A 15,158-nucleotide genomic window follows, 5' to 3' on the forward strand; every position below is an offset into this window, starting at 1 on the left:
TTCAGGTCCTTAGAAATTAGGTTGCAGCCACGGGCGCGGAGTGCACCCGGCGCGACAGCTGCTTGACGGACAGGTGCATCCAGACGAGCGAGACCGCGACGATTACGAAGAGCAGCAGGAAACAGCTGGACCAGAGGCCGGTCATGTCCTTGAGGAGGCCAAAGGCGATCGGCAAAATGAAGCCGCCGAGACCGCCCATCATGCCGACGATGCCGCCGACGGCGCCGACGCTGTCGGGGTAGTAGGCAGGAATGTGCTTGTAGACGGCGGCTTTGCCGAGGCTCATGAAGAACCCGAGCACGAAGATCACGATAATGAAGATGACCGGAGTGATCGCCGTGGCCGGCAGCGAAAGGATGAGGGTTGCGACGGCCGACACGGCAAACATCGCGTACATGACGCTGCGGGCGCCTTTCTTATCCGACAGCACGCCGCCGAAGGCGCGGAAGATACTCCCTGGGATGGAATAGGCCGCGGCAATCATGCCGGCGGTTTCCAGGTTGAAGCCGTAGACGCCGACCAGATAGCGCGGCAGCCACAGGGACAGGGCGACGAAGCCGCCGAAAGCGAAGAAATAGTAGAGCGAGAAGCGCCAGACCTGAACGTTCTGCAGCGGCGCGAATTCCTGAGCGAAACTCTTGGGGGCGACGCCGCGTTCGCGGCGAAGGCGGAAGGCCGGATCATCCGTGGTGGTGAACCAGAAGACGATTGCCATCAGCACCAGGCCGGCGGCCCAGATCTGAGCAACCGCCTGCCATCCCCATGCGATCAGCACGAAGGGTGCTGCGAATTTGGTCACGGCCGCGCCGACATTGCCGGCACCGAAGATGCCGAGCGCCGTCCCCTGCTTTTGCGTCGAAAAGAAAGGCGAGACGTAGGCGACACCGACCGCAAAGGAGCCGCCGGCAAGCCCGACGCCGAGACCGGCGATCAGCATCTGCGGATAAGTCTGGGCGTAGGAAAGCAGAAAGGTCGCCAACGCGGCTGCGACCATGGTCAGCGTGTAAACGAGACGGCCGCCATAGCGCTCCGTCCATATGCCAAGGACGATGCGCACCAGCGAACCGGTCAGCACCGGGGTGCCGACCAGCAAGCCGAATTCGGCTTCGTTCAAGCCAAGATCCTGCTTGATGCGAATGCCGATGATCGCAAAGATTGTCCAGACGGCAAAACAGAGGGTGAAGGCTAAAGTGGAGATCCACAATGCTTTGGCTGGTTCGCCGGCGGACATGGGCTGCGCTTTTTCGGTGACAGACATGGCTTCTCCGCGGCCCGACAAGGTCGTGCCGATCCATTGCTGAGGGTTAAAACAAAAAAGCCGCCGATCAGGACGCGCTTGCACGAGGCGCGCGAAATATCCTGATCAGCGGCTTTGCTGGTGACGCCCGCCATTGGACGCCGAATTCGTGGCCTTCCGGCTATCGCCTTAAAGCGATCCCGATGCCGGGTTGCTCAAGGGCAGGTCTCTGTCGTCTGTGAGCCATCTCGCGCTCACTCTGCTCCGATCGCCGTTGACCGGTATGATAATAAAGAAGCAAACGGCGTGCCAATTTCCGATATCTGTTTCAATGTGTTGAATTGATAGAGTTTTCCTGAAGTTTTGCGACTGCCCCTTTTTCAGGCTGTCGCCCCTTGTGCAAATCTTTTGTGCGTTACGATGGGGCGGGAGCAGAACCGTGCTGGCGTTTTGGGCAGCCCGGATCAGATCTCGTCGCTGCCGGAACCGAAGGGCAGGGCGCTCCTGACGGCAAAGCCTGCAACGTAGGCCGGCAGTTCCGCCGGATCGAAAACATGGCCGTCCATGAAACGATCACCCTCCTCGCTTCCTTCGACGCGGATGTCGGCGTCAACAGGTGCGTTGCCGTCGCCGAGTGCTGCGCGATAGAGATCCGGCCGGTAGGCGAAGGCGGCGGCCCGCGCACTGTTGAGGCTCGCCTCGGCCTGTCCCCATCGGATCATCTGGCTATAGATCCACAGCGCATGGCTGGGCCGGGGATAATTGGCGAAGCCGGAATGGAACGTGAAATAATTGGCGATGACGCGGCGGTTGCCCCTGGCGTCGAGGCTGAATTCGCCGGCGAGCACGCGGCGAATGATCTCGACGGAGGCGGCGATATAGCGGGGGTCGGCAAGAGCTGCGGCAAGCACGTCATGGTTTTCCGGCTGGTCGCACCAGCGGGCTGCCGCATCGAGCGCCACGATGAGACGGGAAACGGTTTCCGGATGGGTTTCCGCCCAGTCCGGTCGCATGCCGATCACCTTTTCCGGAGCCGATGGCCAAATATCCTGTTTGGCAGCGACGATGCGGCCGACGCCGCGCTCCGAAGCCACCATGTTCCATGGCGCGCCGACGCAGAAACCATCGATCGCGCCGGCCGCCAAGGCGTCCGACGTCATGGGCGGCGGCACGACGACAAGCTTGACGTCCTTATCGGGGTCGATGCCACCGGCTGCCAGCCAGTAACGGAATTCGTAATTGTGGGAGGAGAAGGGATAGGTGACGCCGAAGGTCAGCAACGGTTCGCCGTGCGTCTTCATCGCCGCCAGCACTTTTGCCAGGGCGCGGGCATGGTCGAGCGCGCCAGCCGCCTCCGGCAATCCGGCATCATTCCGCATCCTGTCGAAAAGCCGCGTCGACAAGGTGATGGCATTGCCGCCGCGACCCAGCGAAAACGGCGCTATCGTCGGTGAGGGATTGGAGCCGAGACCAAGCATGGAGGCGACGGGCATCGGCGACAGCATGTGGGCGATATCGAACTGGCGGAACGCGAGCCGATCGCGGACATTCGCCCAGGAAACGTCCTTGACGAGATCGAGGGTCAAGCCTTCTTTCCTGGCGAAACCGAATTCCGCCGCGGCGATCAGCACCGATGCATCGACGAGCGGAATGAATCCCGCCCGCAGCACTTTCGCCCCTTCACTGTTCACGCGCGCAGGCGAGGGCAGCCCACCGCTCACATTGGCAGTCTTCGTCATCATATCCAATCCGGCTTCCTCCGGAAAATGAAGAGGCCAGCCATCACATTAAAAGTCCCGCAGCTGTGACAACGCTTTGGGCGATTTCTGACATCTTCTTCTTTTCGTTCATTGCCGTCTGCCGCAGCAGGGCGAAGGCCTCTTCCTCGGAGAGGCCGCGCATCTTCATCAATATGCCCTTGGCGCGCTCGATCAGCTTGCGTTCCTCCAGCGCCGATCGGGCATCGGCAAGCTCCCGCCGCAGGCGGCTGAAGGCGTTGAAGCGGCTGACGGCCATATCGAGGATCGGTTTGACGCGTTCCTTCTTCAGTCCGTCGACGATATAGGCCGAAACGCCGGCATCGACGGCGGCTTCGATCGAGGCCGTGTCGGAGCGATCGACGAACATGGCTATCGGACGGCTGACCGTGCGTGTCAGCTGGAACAGATGCTCCATCATGTCGCGGTTGGGATTTTCGATATCGATGATGATCACGTCAGGCATCAGCGTTTCGATGATTCGCGCGACACCATTGACCTCATGGATCACGGTGACGCGCGCATGCCCTGCCTCGCGCAGCCCTTCTTCGATGATGGAGGCGCGTATGGCATTTTCATCGATCACCAGAATTGTCAGATCGCGATGCGTCATGTGCATATTTATGACGCGCTGCAGCAATTTTGGCAAGGTGGACGCCTGAAAAATGTGCAAAAAGTGAGGCGCCTAAATAGTAATCAATGTGGCGCAGTTTCAGGCGTGCAGGAGAAGCCGATGGCGCTGCGCCGTAATTTTGGTCCTGAGCTCGACGGCGATGGTTCGTGCAAGGCGATGTCCCGGCTTGCTGGGTTCCGGAAAAATAATGCCGCAGCAGGCCGGAAATCGAAAGAGCATGCCTTCGGTTATCATGGTATATGACTTAGTTAAAATCCTGGGATGGGAATTTTTACCTTCGACCGGTGCGAGCTCAAAATCGCAATCTCGCGTCTGTTTCTGGCGATCCCATAGCCTCGATTTGAGACGAAAAAATTGAACACAAGGCTTGGAGGGCCGACCATGAGCTTACGTATCAACGACATTGCCCCCGACTTTACCGCCGACACGACGCAGGGACCGATCAGTTTCCATGACTGGATCGGTAACGGCTGGGCCGTGCTGTTCTCCCACCCGAAGAATTTCACGCCCGTCTGCACGACAGAGCTCGGCGCCATGGCCGGCCTTGCGGGCGAGTTTTCCAAGCGCGGCGTCAAGATCATCGGCATCTCCGTCGATCCGGTCGAAAGCCATGCCAAGTGGAAAGGTGACATCAAGACCGCAACCGGCTTTGATGTCGACTATCCCTTGATCGGCGACAAGGATCTCAAGGTCGCCAAGCTTTATGACATGCTGCCGGCCGGAGCCGGCGATACCTCTGAAGGCCGCACGCCCGCCGACAATGCGACGGTGCGTTCGGTCTTCATCATCGGCCCCGACAAGAAGATCAAGCTGATCCTGACCTATCCGATGACGACGGGACGGAATTTCAACGAGATCCTGCGCGCCATCGACTCCATCCAGCTGACTGCCAAGCACCAGGTGGCGACGCCGGCAAACTGGAACCAGGGCGAAGATGTCATCATCACTGCCGCCGTCTCCAATGAAGACGCCATCACGCGTTTTGGCTCGTTCGATACAGTTCTGCCATATCTCCGGAAAACGAAGCAGCCAACGGCCTGATCGTTGGTTCGAGCTGTTCCCTGAGCCGCCGCGTCCCTGGCCCGGCGGCTTTTTTGTGTCTGTTGGAAATCAAGCGCAGATATGAAATCGGGGGAAGCTTCGGGACGACATCAATGCTATCTAGGATTTAGCATCGCGATGGAAGTTCGAACCTGCCGAGATCCGATGATAGGGCGAAAACGTCAATCCGTCATAGGGAGGAGATGGGCAAAGGCCATGCTTTCGCTCTGCCTGCTGTTTTCCCAAATGGGCGCGGGAAAGGCTCAGCCGGAGGGAAGCGATCATCCGGCGGCCTGTCTCTATTCGGGCCCTTCGGCTTCGGCATCGGGCGAGACCCTGTGTATCCGCAAACAGAGCTTCAATTACGATCTCTGCGTGGCGATTGAGCATTTTGCTGCGGCCAATCAATTGCCGCCGGATTATTTCGCCCGTCTTATCTGGCGGGAGAGTACCTTTCGCCCCGACGCCGTCAGCTTCAAGGGCGCACAGGGGATTGCGCAGTTCATGCCCGGAACGGCGAAACTGCGCGGGCTCGAAGATAGCTATCAAGTGTTGGAAGCCTTGCGGAAGTCGGCGCAGTACCTTGATGAATTGCGCAACCGTTTCGGCAATCTCGGCCTTGCCGCCGCCGCCTACAATGCCGGCGAAAATGGTCTTGCCTCTTACCTTGCGTCAGGAAGATTACCTTACGAGACACGCAGCTATGTCATGGCGATCACCGCTCATACGGTTGACGAATGGAAGGATAACCTGCCGGAAGCTGCGGCCGCGCCGCTCGACAAAGACAAGCCCTTTCTCGATGGCTGTGTGGCGCTCGCGGAGAAGCGGACGCTGAAGGACACGTCCTGGCGTCAGGAGGGCGAATGGGCCCCCTGGGGCGTCCAGCTTGCGGCGAGTGCCGATGTCGCGGTGGCCCGGCGGATGTTTCGCGACGCCGTGCAGGATCTGCCAGCGCCATTGAATGCGGAGCAGCCGCTGATCCTGCGCCAGCGCGATCGCAGCTTCGGTTTTCGCCCGCGTTATGCCGCCCGCATCGTGCGGCAGACACGTATCGAAGCCAATGACGTCTGCAACCAGATCCGCAAACATGGCGGCACCTGCCTTGTTTTCAAGAACCGGTAGTGCTTCCCATTCTCAGCGAAAAGTCTGCTTGCAGGATCGCCGGACGACGCAGCATAGTCGAAGCGGATCGTGTCACGGGAGGAACGGCAATGCGAGTTTTGGTCATCGGGGCAACAGGTCATGTCGGAACCTATCTCGTTCCCCGTCTGGTTGAGGCCGGTCACGACGTCGTGACGATCAGCCGCGGTGCGGCGAAGCCCTACACGGCAAGCCGCGCCTGGGCCTCGGTCGATCAGCGACAGATGGACCGGGCAGAGATGGAGCGGAAAGGGGATTTCGGGCCGGCCGTGCGAGCCTTGAACGCCGATATCGTCATCGACATGATCTGCTTTAGGCTGGAACGCGCCGAGCAGCTGGTAAAGGCGCTGTCGGGGCATATCGGTCACTTCCTGCATACAGGCACGATCTGGACGCATGGCTACCCCGTGGCTGTGCCGACACGGGAGGAGGCGCCGAAGTCTCCCTTCGGTGACTATGGCATCCAAAAGGCGGCGATCGAAACCTATCTGCTGCAGCAGGCAAGGCTCCGCGGTTTTCCGGTGACCATCATCCATCCCGGCCACATTGTCGGCCCCGGCTGGGCGCCGCTCAATCCGGCCGGCAATTTCAATCTGCAGGTCTTTTCGACGCTTGCCCGTGGCGAAGCGCTGGCGCTGCCCAATTTCGGCCTGGAGACCGTTCATCACGTTCATGCCGATGACGTGGCGGCAATGTTCATGGGTGCGATCGCCAATTGGAACGCCTCCACTGGCGAAAGTTTCCACGCGGTATCGGAGGCGGCCCTGACGCTTCGCGGTTACGCAGAATCCATGTCGCGGTGGTTCGGGCAGGAACCGAAGCTGACCTTCGCACCATTCGACGTCTGGGCCCAGCGCCAGACGGCCGAAGATGCGGAGGCGACCTGGGAGCATATCGCCCACAGCCCGAACTGCTCGATTGCCAAAGCCCGGCACCTGTTGGGCTACAGCCCGCGATATACGTCCCTGCAGGCGGTGCAGGAAGCAGTCGGCTGGATGGTCGGGCAAGGCCGGATCGAGACCTGATCTCCACTCAGTCATTTGCGGCACTCTATTGGATGAGGATCGCCCTGAAATCGTTGACGTTGGTTCCGGTCGGGCCGGTCTCGAAGAGATCGCCGGCAGCCTCGAATGCGGAGTAGCTGTCATTGCCGTCGAGCAGCCGGCGCGGATCGAGCCCGGCGGCGCGAAGACGTTTGACCGTGCCGCCATCGGCAAAAGCGCCGGCATTGTCCTCAGAACCGTCAATCCCGTCCGTGTCGGCAGCCAGGACATGAATTCCGTCATGTCCATCGATCGCGAGCGCCACGGCAAGGGCGAATTCGCCGTTGCGCCCGCCCTTGCCGCCCTTGGCTCTCAGCGTCACGGTCGTCTCGCCGCCGGACACGATGACGACCGGTTTCGAAAAGGGCCTGTTCCGCCCCAAGACCTCGCGGGCGATGGCCGCGTGCACCAGCGCTACGTCACGCGATTCGCCCTCGATCGCATCCGAAAGGATTGCCGGCGTGATCCCTCGCGATTTCGCCTCGGCGGCCGCTGCCGCCAGCGAAACCCCGGCAGAGGCGATGATATGATGCTCGTGCCGTAGGAAGACTGGATCATCAGGCCGCGGCGCATCCGCCCTCGGCGAGTTCAGATGGTCGAGCGCGGCCTGCGGCAGCTGCAATCCATATTGCCTGATGATCTCCAGCGCTTCGTGCCGGGTTGAACTGTCAGGCACCGTCGGCCCGGACGCGACATGGGCTGGGTTGTCGCCGGGAATGTCGGACACAATCAGACTGACGACTCTTGCTTTGGTCGCTGCCGCAAGTCTCCCGCCCTTGATGGTGGAAAGATGCTTGCGCACGACATTCATTGCCGAGATCGGCGCGCCGGAAGCAAGGAGCATTTCGTTGAGCGCGATCTCATCGTCGAGGGTCAGCCCCTCCGGCGGGGCGGGCAGCAGCGCCGAGCCGCCGCCGCAGATCAGCGCGATCACCAGATCGTCTTCCGTCAGCCGGTCTACCGCTTCCATCAACCGCCTGGCCGCAGCCAACCCCGCAGCGTCGGGAACCGGATGGGCTGCCTCGACGATCTCGGTGAAGCGCGTTTCGCAGCCATAGCCGTATCGGGTAACCACCAGTCCCCCGAGCGGTCCGTCCCATGCGCTTTCGAGCGCCTGCGCCATCTGCGCAGCACCCTTGCCGGCGCCAATCACAACTGTTCTTCCCTTCGGTTTCTCCGGCAGGTGCGACTTGATGCCGGTGAGCGGATCGGCGGCGCGAACCGCCGCGTCGAACAGGCTTTTCAGGAAATCGCGGGGGGCGCTTATCGTCATCGTCGGTCTCTGCTGCCTAAAGTGTCGATCATGATGACGACTGTCGACGCATCGGCGTGGCGGCGTCAAGGCCGAAGGTGAGGTGATCTGGCGGCGGCGACGCAGTCTCGTCATTGAAAGAGGCGAACGAATAGAAAGCATTAACCATCGTCCCGTAGACAACATATAGGATCAAAGGAAACCTGTGTTCGATGGCCACTGAAACGACCCGCCGCCCCGCCGCCTCTCATGAAGGCAAGGTTATTGCTTTCCCCTCCGCAACCGGAACGGCCAATATCGAGCGCTGCGCTCGAGAACTCGGCCGGCGGCATGGCGCGGACGCGATCGAATTCTGGAAAGCCGAGTGCCGCAGGCTTGCCGATCAGCTTTTGGCCGCGGGAATGCCGGAGAGCGATGTCGGTCAGCGGGTGATGGAATTTCAACAGGATGTCCAGATCGAACTGGTCCTCAGCCATCAGAAGCGGGCCGTTGCCAAGTCGCAGAAGCGTTGATGGGCGCTTCTGGAAATGGGTCCCCAGTCCAGCTGTTTTTGATCATAAAGTTATAGCGCGTCGCACCCATCAGGTTTAATCAGATGGTCTGACCCGCAATCTGCATTTAGTGCGCCGTTCGCCATCTGGATAGACCTCGATGGCATGAGGAACTTCCGCCCGGATGTGGAGTTGATGTTGTCGATTGACAGTATTGACGCTGCGGGAGCCCTCTCAAATGTCGAAGAAATCCAACTTCTTCTCGTCCTTCGCGACCGCAGTCGCCGAGCTGTCGGGAAGGCCGTTCACCTTTGTCGCGGCGCTGATGCTCGTACTCGTCTGGGCAGTTTCCGGGCCGTATTTTGATTATTCCGAAACGTGGCAGCTGGTGATCAACACGACGACCACGATCATCACCTTCCTGATGGTGTTTGTGTTGCAGAACAGCCAGAACCGAGACGGAAAGGCTCTGCAGGCGAAGCTTGATGAGCTCATTCTGACGAGCCAGGCCGCCAATAAATTTGTCGGCATTGAAAAGCTCGACGAGGGCGAGCTCAGGGAAATGAGCAAGAAGCTTGCAGAAAAGGCCGAAAGCGTCGAGGAGAAGGCGGATGAGAAATCTGCCACATAGTCGACGCCGGGCTAAACGGGTCGCACCTGCTCAGGCTCGCTTTTCCGAAATTTGGTCTTGATGTTGCTGCCGCATGTCTTCAATGGCATCGGCATCTTTCGTCTCGGCGGCAATCCAATGGTTTCCTGCCTCGCTTGATCGGATCAGTTCGTCGAGCTTGGCGTGGAGCGCCTTCATGTCGCGGTTTTGGGAGTGTTGCACCAGCAGCAAAATAAGGAATGTGACGAGCGTGCCCACCATGTTGGTCAGCAGAAACCACTGCCGGGGAAACGAAAATCTCAAACCGACCGCCGTCCATAGAGCTATGAACCCAATCAGCGCGACAGGAATCACCCGATGCCCTGCCCATGCTACGGCGAAGTCGGAAATTAGTCGAAAGCGCCAGCGCATATGGCTCTCCACAGCCCCATAGAGGAAGATGGAGCAGATCGCTGCCGTTTCCATCACAAGGAGTGTCGCGATTTATCAGATGCGCTTTTGGCGTGACGTGCTTGCGTTCGGCCTGGGCTCACTGCCAAGCCCAGGACTTCAAACAAGGGGGCGCGGCGTTGAGACCGCGCCCCGCTTAGTTAGAGGCGGGACGTGACGATGAGATCTTCCTCTTCGTCGCGCTGCGATCCTCCCAGAGCCGCGGCCGCGGCGGCGATGAAGGCGCCGACCAGAAGCGACAAGGATCCAAGGAAGGCCGTGGTGGAGGCGGTTTTGCGTGCCTCGTCGGCAGCTTTCTGGGTGGCGACTTTGGCGTCCTCGATGCGCTTCAGCACCGTATCGACGCGGGCGCGCGCATCGGCTTCGGAAAGACCGGTCCGCGCAGAGACGATGGTGGCAAGATAGGCCTTGTCGTCATCTGGAATCTGCCCTTCGGCGGCGCCATTGAGGAGGATGCGGGAGACTTCCGATGTGGCCGCGGCATCGTTGGATGTCGCCGCCGCACGCGCCTGATCGGGACGCAGCAAGGCGTCGGTAAAATAGGCGGTCGAAAGATCCAGGGGCGAGGTTGCCGACGATGCTGCTGCGGTACCGGCGGCAGCGGCAGTCGAACCTACGGCCTGCGCGGCCGATCCGACCGCCTGCGCACCGGCGCCGGCAAGTGATGTCAGCGACGATGCAAGGAAACCGGCGACAAAGATCGTCGCCAGAGCCCAACTTATGAAACCATGCGCGGTGTCGCGGAAGAACACCTCATCGGTGTGGACGGCCGCCCATTTTGTGCGCAGGCGGCCGGTAACATAGCCCCCGAGCGCGGAGGAGAGCCATTGCACGACCACGAGCCAGATCGCCGCCGTGACGCCGAGCGTGCCCAGCGAACTGCTTTGTCCTGACCAGGGCGACACCATCGTCAGCCCAAGCCCCGAGCCTAGAAGCAGAAGGATGAGGGTGACTCCGATGGCGGCAGCCGCGCCGCCGAAGATGGGTCCCCACGTCATGGCGGATTTGGAGGATTCGACCGGAGTAGCAACCTCTCCGGAACCTGTCATTGAAACCGACATGATCCGTTCCTATCGCATGAACAGAGCCAGAAGAATGATGATCGGCAGTGGAACGCCGAGCAGCCAAAGTAGAATACCGCGACCCATGAGAGACCTCCTGTCATAAATGACGTTACATGGTTGAGGTCGCTTAACTTTTTACCGCGACGTTTGTTCCCGGCGGCTTGCAGTGGACTGCCGGGGTACCCTGGCCGGTTGCCCGCGCGATCCGCTCAATCGCGCGGCAGCGTCTCAAGCAACAGCAGATTGTCGGATCGGTTGCCGCATGCTCTGCATGTGAGGCGTCTGGCCAGTTGGGCGAGCGAGAGATCGGCGCCGCAGCGGCGGGAAATGTTCCACCGCTCGAGCGCTGTCAGGTGCCGGCATGCGCGACAGCGGGCATGAATGACGAACCACTGCGGCAATGTCGTCAGCGTCTGCGTTTTCATGTCGACGGCATAATCATGAGGGGGTGCGAGCTCGACGCTGCGACGATGTTTCATGTCCTTCGTGAGGCCAGCAGCAATCCGCATGTCGCACCGCGGCTCGGCGCTCGTTCCGCAAGGGCGAGCTGAAGTCGCAGGTGACGGCAATCCAGCAGTAATGTCGTGATGGCGGCGCGCACGTCTCCATCGTGGAAGGCGACCACTGCATCGACTTCTCCTCTCAACGCTTCTTCTGCCAGCTTGCCGGCTAAATGCGCACGCACGACCTCGATCTCCTTTCAGAGCTTCCTGCCACGAATTTTCAGATAGGCGGCCGCCAACGCCGATGTTCTTATTATGTTCCATGGAGCGCGCGCAAGTCAAGAGCGAGCCGACCCAACGAAAAATCTGCCTGGCGGGCATTCGGTGAAGGCGGGTGCGCGACCAGCATGTGAACAGTCGGCCAAAACCGAAGTGCCCGTACGCTTCCGAACGGAAACAATCTCAAGCGGCCCTCGTTCGCTCCCTATCCGCAATGAAACCAGTAAGGAGATGACAATGCTTCTGAGGTTAATTGCAGTAACAGCGGTCTCGATTGGCCTCGCCACATCGGTCATGGCGCAGACCGGCGGCGGCAGCGGCTCGGGATCCGGCAGCGGCGGCGGCACCACGTCCGGCACGGATACAACCGGTTCCCCCGAAGGGACCGGCGCCAATACGACCACCGGGGCCGGGGCGGGTGGCGCTAGCGGCTCTGGCGGCGATCCAAACGATTGCCAGCGCCAGCAGGCCGGCGGCACCGGCAACCCCGCGCCGACCTCCGGCAATACGTCGACGCTACCCGATGCGGCAAACGCCTGCCAGTAATGGCATCCTCGCGTCGTCTACCTGCCCCTGAAAGCGGACATCTGCCTTGGGGGACGGTGGCGCGTCGAGGTGCTGCGGACGATCGGGAAATCTTTTGCGTTCGGCTCTGACGCTCGATGAAGGAACCACATATATGTTTTGACGCAAGATGCTCTGGAGGGAGAGGTTTCCTGGCATCCCGATCACCGTGGTTTGAACATGAGGAGCATCGATGAACAGATTTCGAGCATTGATAGCAGCCGGGGCGATCAGCCTTGCCGTCATTGGTTCAGCTTGCTCGACCCCGCCGAATTCATATGGCTCGGCATCCGGGTACGAGCCCGGAGATTCGATGAACCGGGCCTGTGCCGATGGTTTCCGCCCCAACGAAGGCCGTTCGTGCAGCTATTAAAGCCAAGCGTCTTTTTGGTGATGCAAAGAGCCAGACTGCGGAAGTCGAGGCGCTGTCATGCTGCATCGAGTGGGAGACGCTCCGCACCGGCCCGTTCAGCAATAAAGAGGTATCTTGAAAAATGGCTCCCCGGGCCGGAGAGACAATCCAAACTCCAACCGCCTAGAGAAGGCCATTCAGTGCTTATGAATCAAATGCTTAGGAGAGATGCAATTACTTCGATAGCGTTCGATTAGTACCCGAGGTGGCTAGAATTTAGTACCCCCGTCTTCACAGAAGATCCTCCTCGACAGCCTAGAGACATGGGAATGCCGCATCAAGCGCATCGCCAAGGATTACGTCGCTGTCCTTTGCGCGATCGGCCGGATTATCGTTCAGGTATTTACAGAACACGTCCTTGATCTGACCGGAAGTAGCGCCTTTAGGGATACAGAAGCTACGCTTGATACCCATGTTCATGACCGACTTTTTCTGCTTCAGGTCGGCATCGAGGGGATGGTCTGGCGTGTCAGGAAGAACTTTCTCGACCCAATAGGCGTCGTTCCACCATTTATCGACGTAGCCCATGACATACCCTGTGACGCTGCTATCATTTATAGTGCATCCCCGATGCATAAAATTGCCATCAAAGAAAGCGGCGTGCGCGGAGCTTGCCGAGATCAAGAATGCACCAATAACGACCGTGCCCCGTTTCATTGCTTCTCCCAAAAGCGACCTGTGTCCTCGCGCCATCTTCCAATCGGCTGGCGATTCTGGCAATCATTCAAATAGCGCCAACACACGGATTTCCCATGAAGCTTGCAGTATTCGTTGCCGCTGGACTTATGGTCTCAGGAACGGCGTTCGCACAATCCGCTGAGGAAACGGCAGCGTTTCTCACGTTCGGGTTCAGAGACGGCGGCACGATGGGCGACAGTAAGCAACAGGGGATCGTGAGAAAGCTTTCGGACAATCCGCTCAAGCTTCACCTTGATACCGGCAAGTCCATGACGATTACTTTGACAGTCACCCAGCCGAAACATTGCTTCTTCCGGATGCAAGTGTCTGATGTCGATCACGATCCTAAAATACGGTCGGACATTACCTACGACTTCAGCAAATTCACTGGTCTTGAGAACTCGATGGGTATGTTCACGAGGCCGGTTTTTTCAGGCGAATGTGCGATAACGAATGAGTCGGAAGGATGCGTCGAGCCGTTCATCGGCGCCCGCCAGCTATTCGTTCCTATCGCCAGCTCGCAGGCAGCGGCCGATTACATGAAGTCGAAGTTCTGCGCTGGAAGGGCGTTTTAGCGGACTAGCCGATCGTTGTACCCGGGTGGTGTGAGGCGCTCTATGGTTCGCCCCGTCTTCTGCGTCCATGCCTTACGAAGGGCCCAGGTGTACTGGGATTTTTCTTTATGAGTCGCATCGGGCGCGGGTGGGGGCGGAAGTTGGGCGTAGGGGATGCCGGCTTTGATGCACTCGACAAGCCAGTTAGGCTGTGTGCGGCGGGTTGTTGCAGGCTTCCCGCTGCGTTTATTTGACCACATGGTCTTTCCTTTCTGAAATAGAAGAAGGCCCGGATTGCTCCGAGCCCTTGCTGGTGTCGTTTGTGTTGGTAATGGTGGGACGCTGGTGACTGAAGGGACACTCTTTCGAGTTGGGCTTCAGTTGGACAGCGCCACCCTTCAGGTTGTCACCGGGAGGAGACCGCCCCTAATTGGAACGGGCGAAGCCCTTCACGTTCAGTCAGACCAAAGTGTCAGAGGCTCTACCGAGAAATGGATGTCGGTGATGCCTCTGCATCTTTGGCCGACTTTAAGGTCTACCTTGGATGGGGTCCCTCTATGAGGGGGTCCCCACACCTTCGGAATTGTTGGGAGGTGTTTTGTGGATTTATTGAGGCAGGACCGGTTTGATAGGCTTGACCTTCGATACGGGTTTTCTGTGGTTGCGTAGCCGTCAGGGTGGGCTTCCTGAAGGGGGCCACCATGGTCCACGATAGTGTGTATATACCGGAAGGACGGTCGATGTTACCTTTTGCCAAGAAGGCGGAGGTTACGGTGCACCGTCATCTTTGAGAGCCCCGTCAATCGAATTATATCCACCTGCCGCAACGTCGGATCAGCAGAGAGTAGACGGCCTATGACCTCTATGGCCTTCGGTTCTTTCTTCGGTGCGGTCTGCGCAGTCGCGTCGGTGCTCAGCATCCCATCGATGTAGGCAAGCCCCGCCGGAGTGATCCAATCGAGATCGTAGCCCACCCCTGTCACCACACGGCGACCATAGCGCATTTTGACAGCCCACTCGGACAGCCTAAGCCTGCTTGAGTACTCGGGACGCTTCTGCATCGGATCGGAGACCATCGGGACCATCTTGGCTTCTAGCTCTTCATGGAGGATTCCAAGGCTTGCTAGAGTGGCTCTTGTTTTCCTCGGTCCCATTCCAAGCCGCTCGGCAAGCTGGGAGAGGGTAATGTCGCCACCTCTGTAAAAGGCTGGCGGTGGAACCCTGGTAATCTCCCCGGTGGCACCATTGGTGACTTCGGTGCCGGGGCTAGCTCGCCAATCATGTCCACGGCAGCGCGAACTGTACGAAAGGTCATCCGTCAGGAATGTGTAGGCGTCGGCGTCACGGTCGGTACGAGCAACTTCAATGTGTCTGACGATTAGCTCAGGGTGGTCGTTGGTGGCGATTTGGCTATTGCGGAACAAGCGCCGAAGCCTTCCCCATTCGATTTCCTTTCTGGTTGTCTGAAGCGTTCTACGGTGGCGAAACGTGGCCTTGAGATCAGATGAT

General features: G+C 59.4%; 19 protein-coding genes. 9 read left to right on the forward strand and 10 right to left on the reverse strand.

All coding sequences use genetic code 11. The features are described from left to right. Nucleotides 1-16: 16 nt before the first annotated feature. The 3 genes from J0663_RS17920 to J0663_RS17930 form a co-directional block, all read right to left on the reverse strand. On the reverse strand, nucleotides 17-1,258 hold the full coding sequence (locus J0663_RS17920) for an MFS transporter (protein WP_207241739.1): 1,242 nt from the start codon (nucleotides 1,256-1,258) through the stop codon (nucleotides 17-19). Between the two features lie 443 nt (nucleotides 1,259-1,701). Beyond that, nucleotides 1,702-2,985: a CmpA/NrtA family ABC transporter substrate-binding protein gene (locus J0663_RS17925; protein ID WP_207241740.1), complete on the reverse strand. Its 1,284-nt coding sequence runs from the start codon at nucleotides 2,983-2,985 to the stop codon at nucleotides 1,702-1,704. A gap of 34 nt (nucleotides 2,986-3,019) precedes the next feature. Beyond that, nucleotides 3,020-3,607, reverse strand: coding sequence for an ANTAR domain-containing response regulator (locus J0663_RS17930; protein ID WP_207241741.1), 588 nt, complete (start codon nucleotides 3,605-3,607; stop codon nucleotides 3,020-3,022). On the opposite strand from J0663_RS17930, the gene J0663_RS17935 reads away from it, so the two are divergent. The 4 genes from J0663_RS17935 (at nucleotide 3,608) to J0663_RS17950 (ending at nucleotide 6,834) form a co-directional block, all read left to right on the forward strand. Then, entirely contained in the window at nucleotides 3,608-3,871 is a 264-nt protein-coding gene (locus J0663_RS17935; protein WP_207241742.1) for a hypothetical protein, read from the forward strand. It begins immediately after the preceding gene. Nucleotides 3,872-4,009: 138 nt separating this feature from the next. Next, a complete protein-coding gene (locus J0663_RS17940; RefSeq protein WP_207241743.1) occupies nucleotides 4,010-4,669 on the forward strand; it encodes a peroxiredoxin in 660 nt (219 codons plus the stop codon). Nucleotides 4,670-4,807: 138 nt separating this feature from the next. After that, nucleotides 4,808-5,791, forward strand: coding sequence for a lytic transglycosylase domain-containing protein (locus J0663_RS17945; protein WP_207241744.1), 984 nt, complete (start codon nucleotides 4,808-4,810; stop codon nucleotides 5,789-5,791). Between the two features lie 89 nt (nucleotides 5,792-5,880). Continuing rightward, nucleotides 5,881-6,834, forward strand: a complete 954-nt coding sequence (locus tag J0663_RS17950; protein WP_207241745.1) for an NAD-dependent epimerase/dehydratase family protein — start codon at nucleotides 5,881-5,883, stop codon at nucleotides 6,832-6,834. Between the two features lie 25 nt (nucleotides 6,835-6,859). Here the strand turns inward: J0663_RS17950 and J0663_RS17955 are convergent, their stop codons facing one another. Continuing rightward, nucleotides 6,860-8,125 carry a glycerate kinase type-2 family protein gene (locus tag J0663_RS17955; RefSeq protein WP_207241746.1) on the reverse strand — a complete coding sequence of 422 codons (1,266 nt, stop codon included), beginning with the start codon at nucleotides 8,123-8,125 and terminating at the stop codon, nucleotides 6,860-6,862. Between the two features lie 191 nt (nucleotides 8,126-8,316). On the opposite strand from J0663_RS17955, the gene J0663_RS17960 reads away from it, so the two are divergent. Then, the gene (locus J0663_RS17960; RefSeq protein ID WP_207241747.1) at nucleotides 8,317-8,616 is read left to right on the forward strand and encodes a DUF6074 family protein; all 300 of its coding nucleotides are present in this window, start codon (nucleotides 8,317-8,319) and stop codon (nucleotides 8,614-8,616) included. A gap of 217 nt (nucleotides 8,617-8,833) precedes the next feature. Further along, entirely contained in the window at nucleotides 8,834-9,226 is a 393-nt protein-coding gene (locus J0663_RS17965; protein ID WP_207241748.1) for a low affinity iron permease family protein, read from the forward strand. Nucleotides 9,227-9,256: 30 nt separating this feature from the next. Here J0663_RS17965 and J0663_RS17970 read toward each other — a convergent pair whose 3' ends face one another. From J0663_RS17970 to J0663_RS17985, 4 genes are all read right to left on the reverse strand, one after another. Beyond that, nucleotides 9,257-9,616: a low affinity iron permease family protein gene (locus tag J0663_RS17970; RefSeq protein ID WP_207241749.1), complete on the reverse strand. Its 360-nt coding sequence runs from the start codon at nucleotides 9,614-9,616 to the stop codon at nucleotides 9,257-9,259. Between the two features lie 179 nt (nucleotides 9,617-9,795). Continuing rightward, complete coding sequence (locus J0663_RS17975; RefSeq protein ID WP_207241750.1) at nucleotides 9,796-10,716, reverse strand: hypothetical protein; 921 nt, start codon at nucleotides 10,714-10,716, stop codon at nucleotides 9,796-9,798. A 212-nt stretch (nucleotides 10,717-10,928) separates the two neighbouring features. Then, nucleotides 10,929-11,198, reverse strand: coding sequence for a hypothetical protein (locus tag J0663_RS17980; protein ID WP_207241751.1), 270 nt, complete (start codon nucleotides 11,196-11,198; stop codon nucleotides 10,929-10,931). Further along, the gene (locus tag J0663_RS17985) at nucleotides 11,195-11,404 is read right to left on the reverse strand and encodes a hypothetical protein (RefSeq protein ID WP_246590306.1); all 210 of its coding nucleotides are present in this window, start codon (nucleotides 11,402-11,404) and stop codon (nucleotides 11,195-11,197) included. Before J0663_RS17985 ends, J0663_RS17980 begins: the two co-directional genes overlap by 4 nt. 274 nt (nucleotides 11,405-11,678) lie before the next feature. Here J0663_RS17985 and J0663_RS31625 point away from each other — a divergent pair, with 274 nt between their 5' ends. After that, nucleotides 11,679-11,987, forward strand: coding sequence for an oxidoreductase (locus J0663_RS31625; protein WP_207241752.1), 309 nt, complete (start codon nucleotides 11,679-11,681; stop codon nucleotides 11,985-11,987). Between the two features lie 211 nt (nucleotides 11,988-12,198). Then, nucleotides 12,199-12,378, forward strand: a complete 180-nt coding sequence (locus tag J0663_RS31290; RefSeq protein ID WP_246590307.1) for a hypothetical protein — start codon at nucleotides 12,199-12,201, stop codon at nucleotides 12,376-12,378. A gap of 294 nt (nucleotides 12,379-12,672) precedes the next feature. Here J0663_RS31290 and J0663_RS17995 read toward each other — a convergent pair whose 3' ends face one another. After that, a complete protein-coding gene (locus tag J0663_RS17995; protein WP_207241753.1) occupies nucleotides 12,673-13,074 on the reverse strand; it encodes a Rap1a/Tai family immunity protein in 402 nt (133 codons plus the stop codon). A gap of 95 nt (nucleotides 13,075-13,169) precedes the next feature. On the opposite strand from J0663_RS17995, the gene J0663_RS18000 reads away from it, so the two are divergent. Beyond that, nucleotides 13,170-13,670 carry a hypothetical protein gene (locus tag J0663_RS18000; RefSeq protein WP_207241754.1) on the forward strand — a complete coding sequence of 167 codons (501 nt, stop codon included), beginning with the start codon at nucleotides 13,170-13,172 and terminating at the stop codon, nucleotides 13,668-13,670. A gap of 722 nt (nucleotides 13,671-14,392) precedes the next feature. On the opposite strand, the gene J0663_RS18005 is transcribed toward J0663_RS18000, so the two are convergent. After that, the gene (locus J0663_RS18005; RefSeq protein WP_207241755.1) at nucleotides 14,393-15,073 is read right to left on the reverse strand and encodes a hypothetical protein; all 681 of its coding nucleotides are present in this window, start codon (nucleotides 15,071-15,073) and stop codon (nucleotides 14,393-14,395) included. Nucleotides 15,074-15,158 lie beyond the last annotated feature (85 nt).

Origin of the sequence: Rhizobium lentis, assembly GCF_017352135.1 — a bacterium.
In the GTDB taxonomy this organism is placed as follows: domain Bacteria; phylum Pseudomonadota; class Alphaproteobacteria; order Rhizobiales; family Rhizobiaceae; genus Rhizobium; species Rhizobium lentis.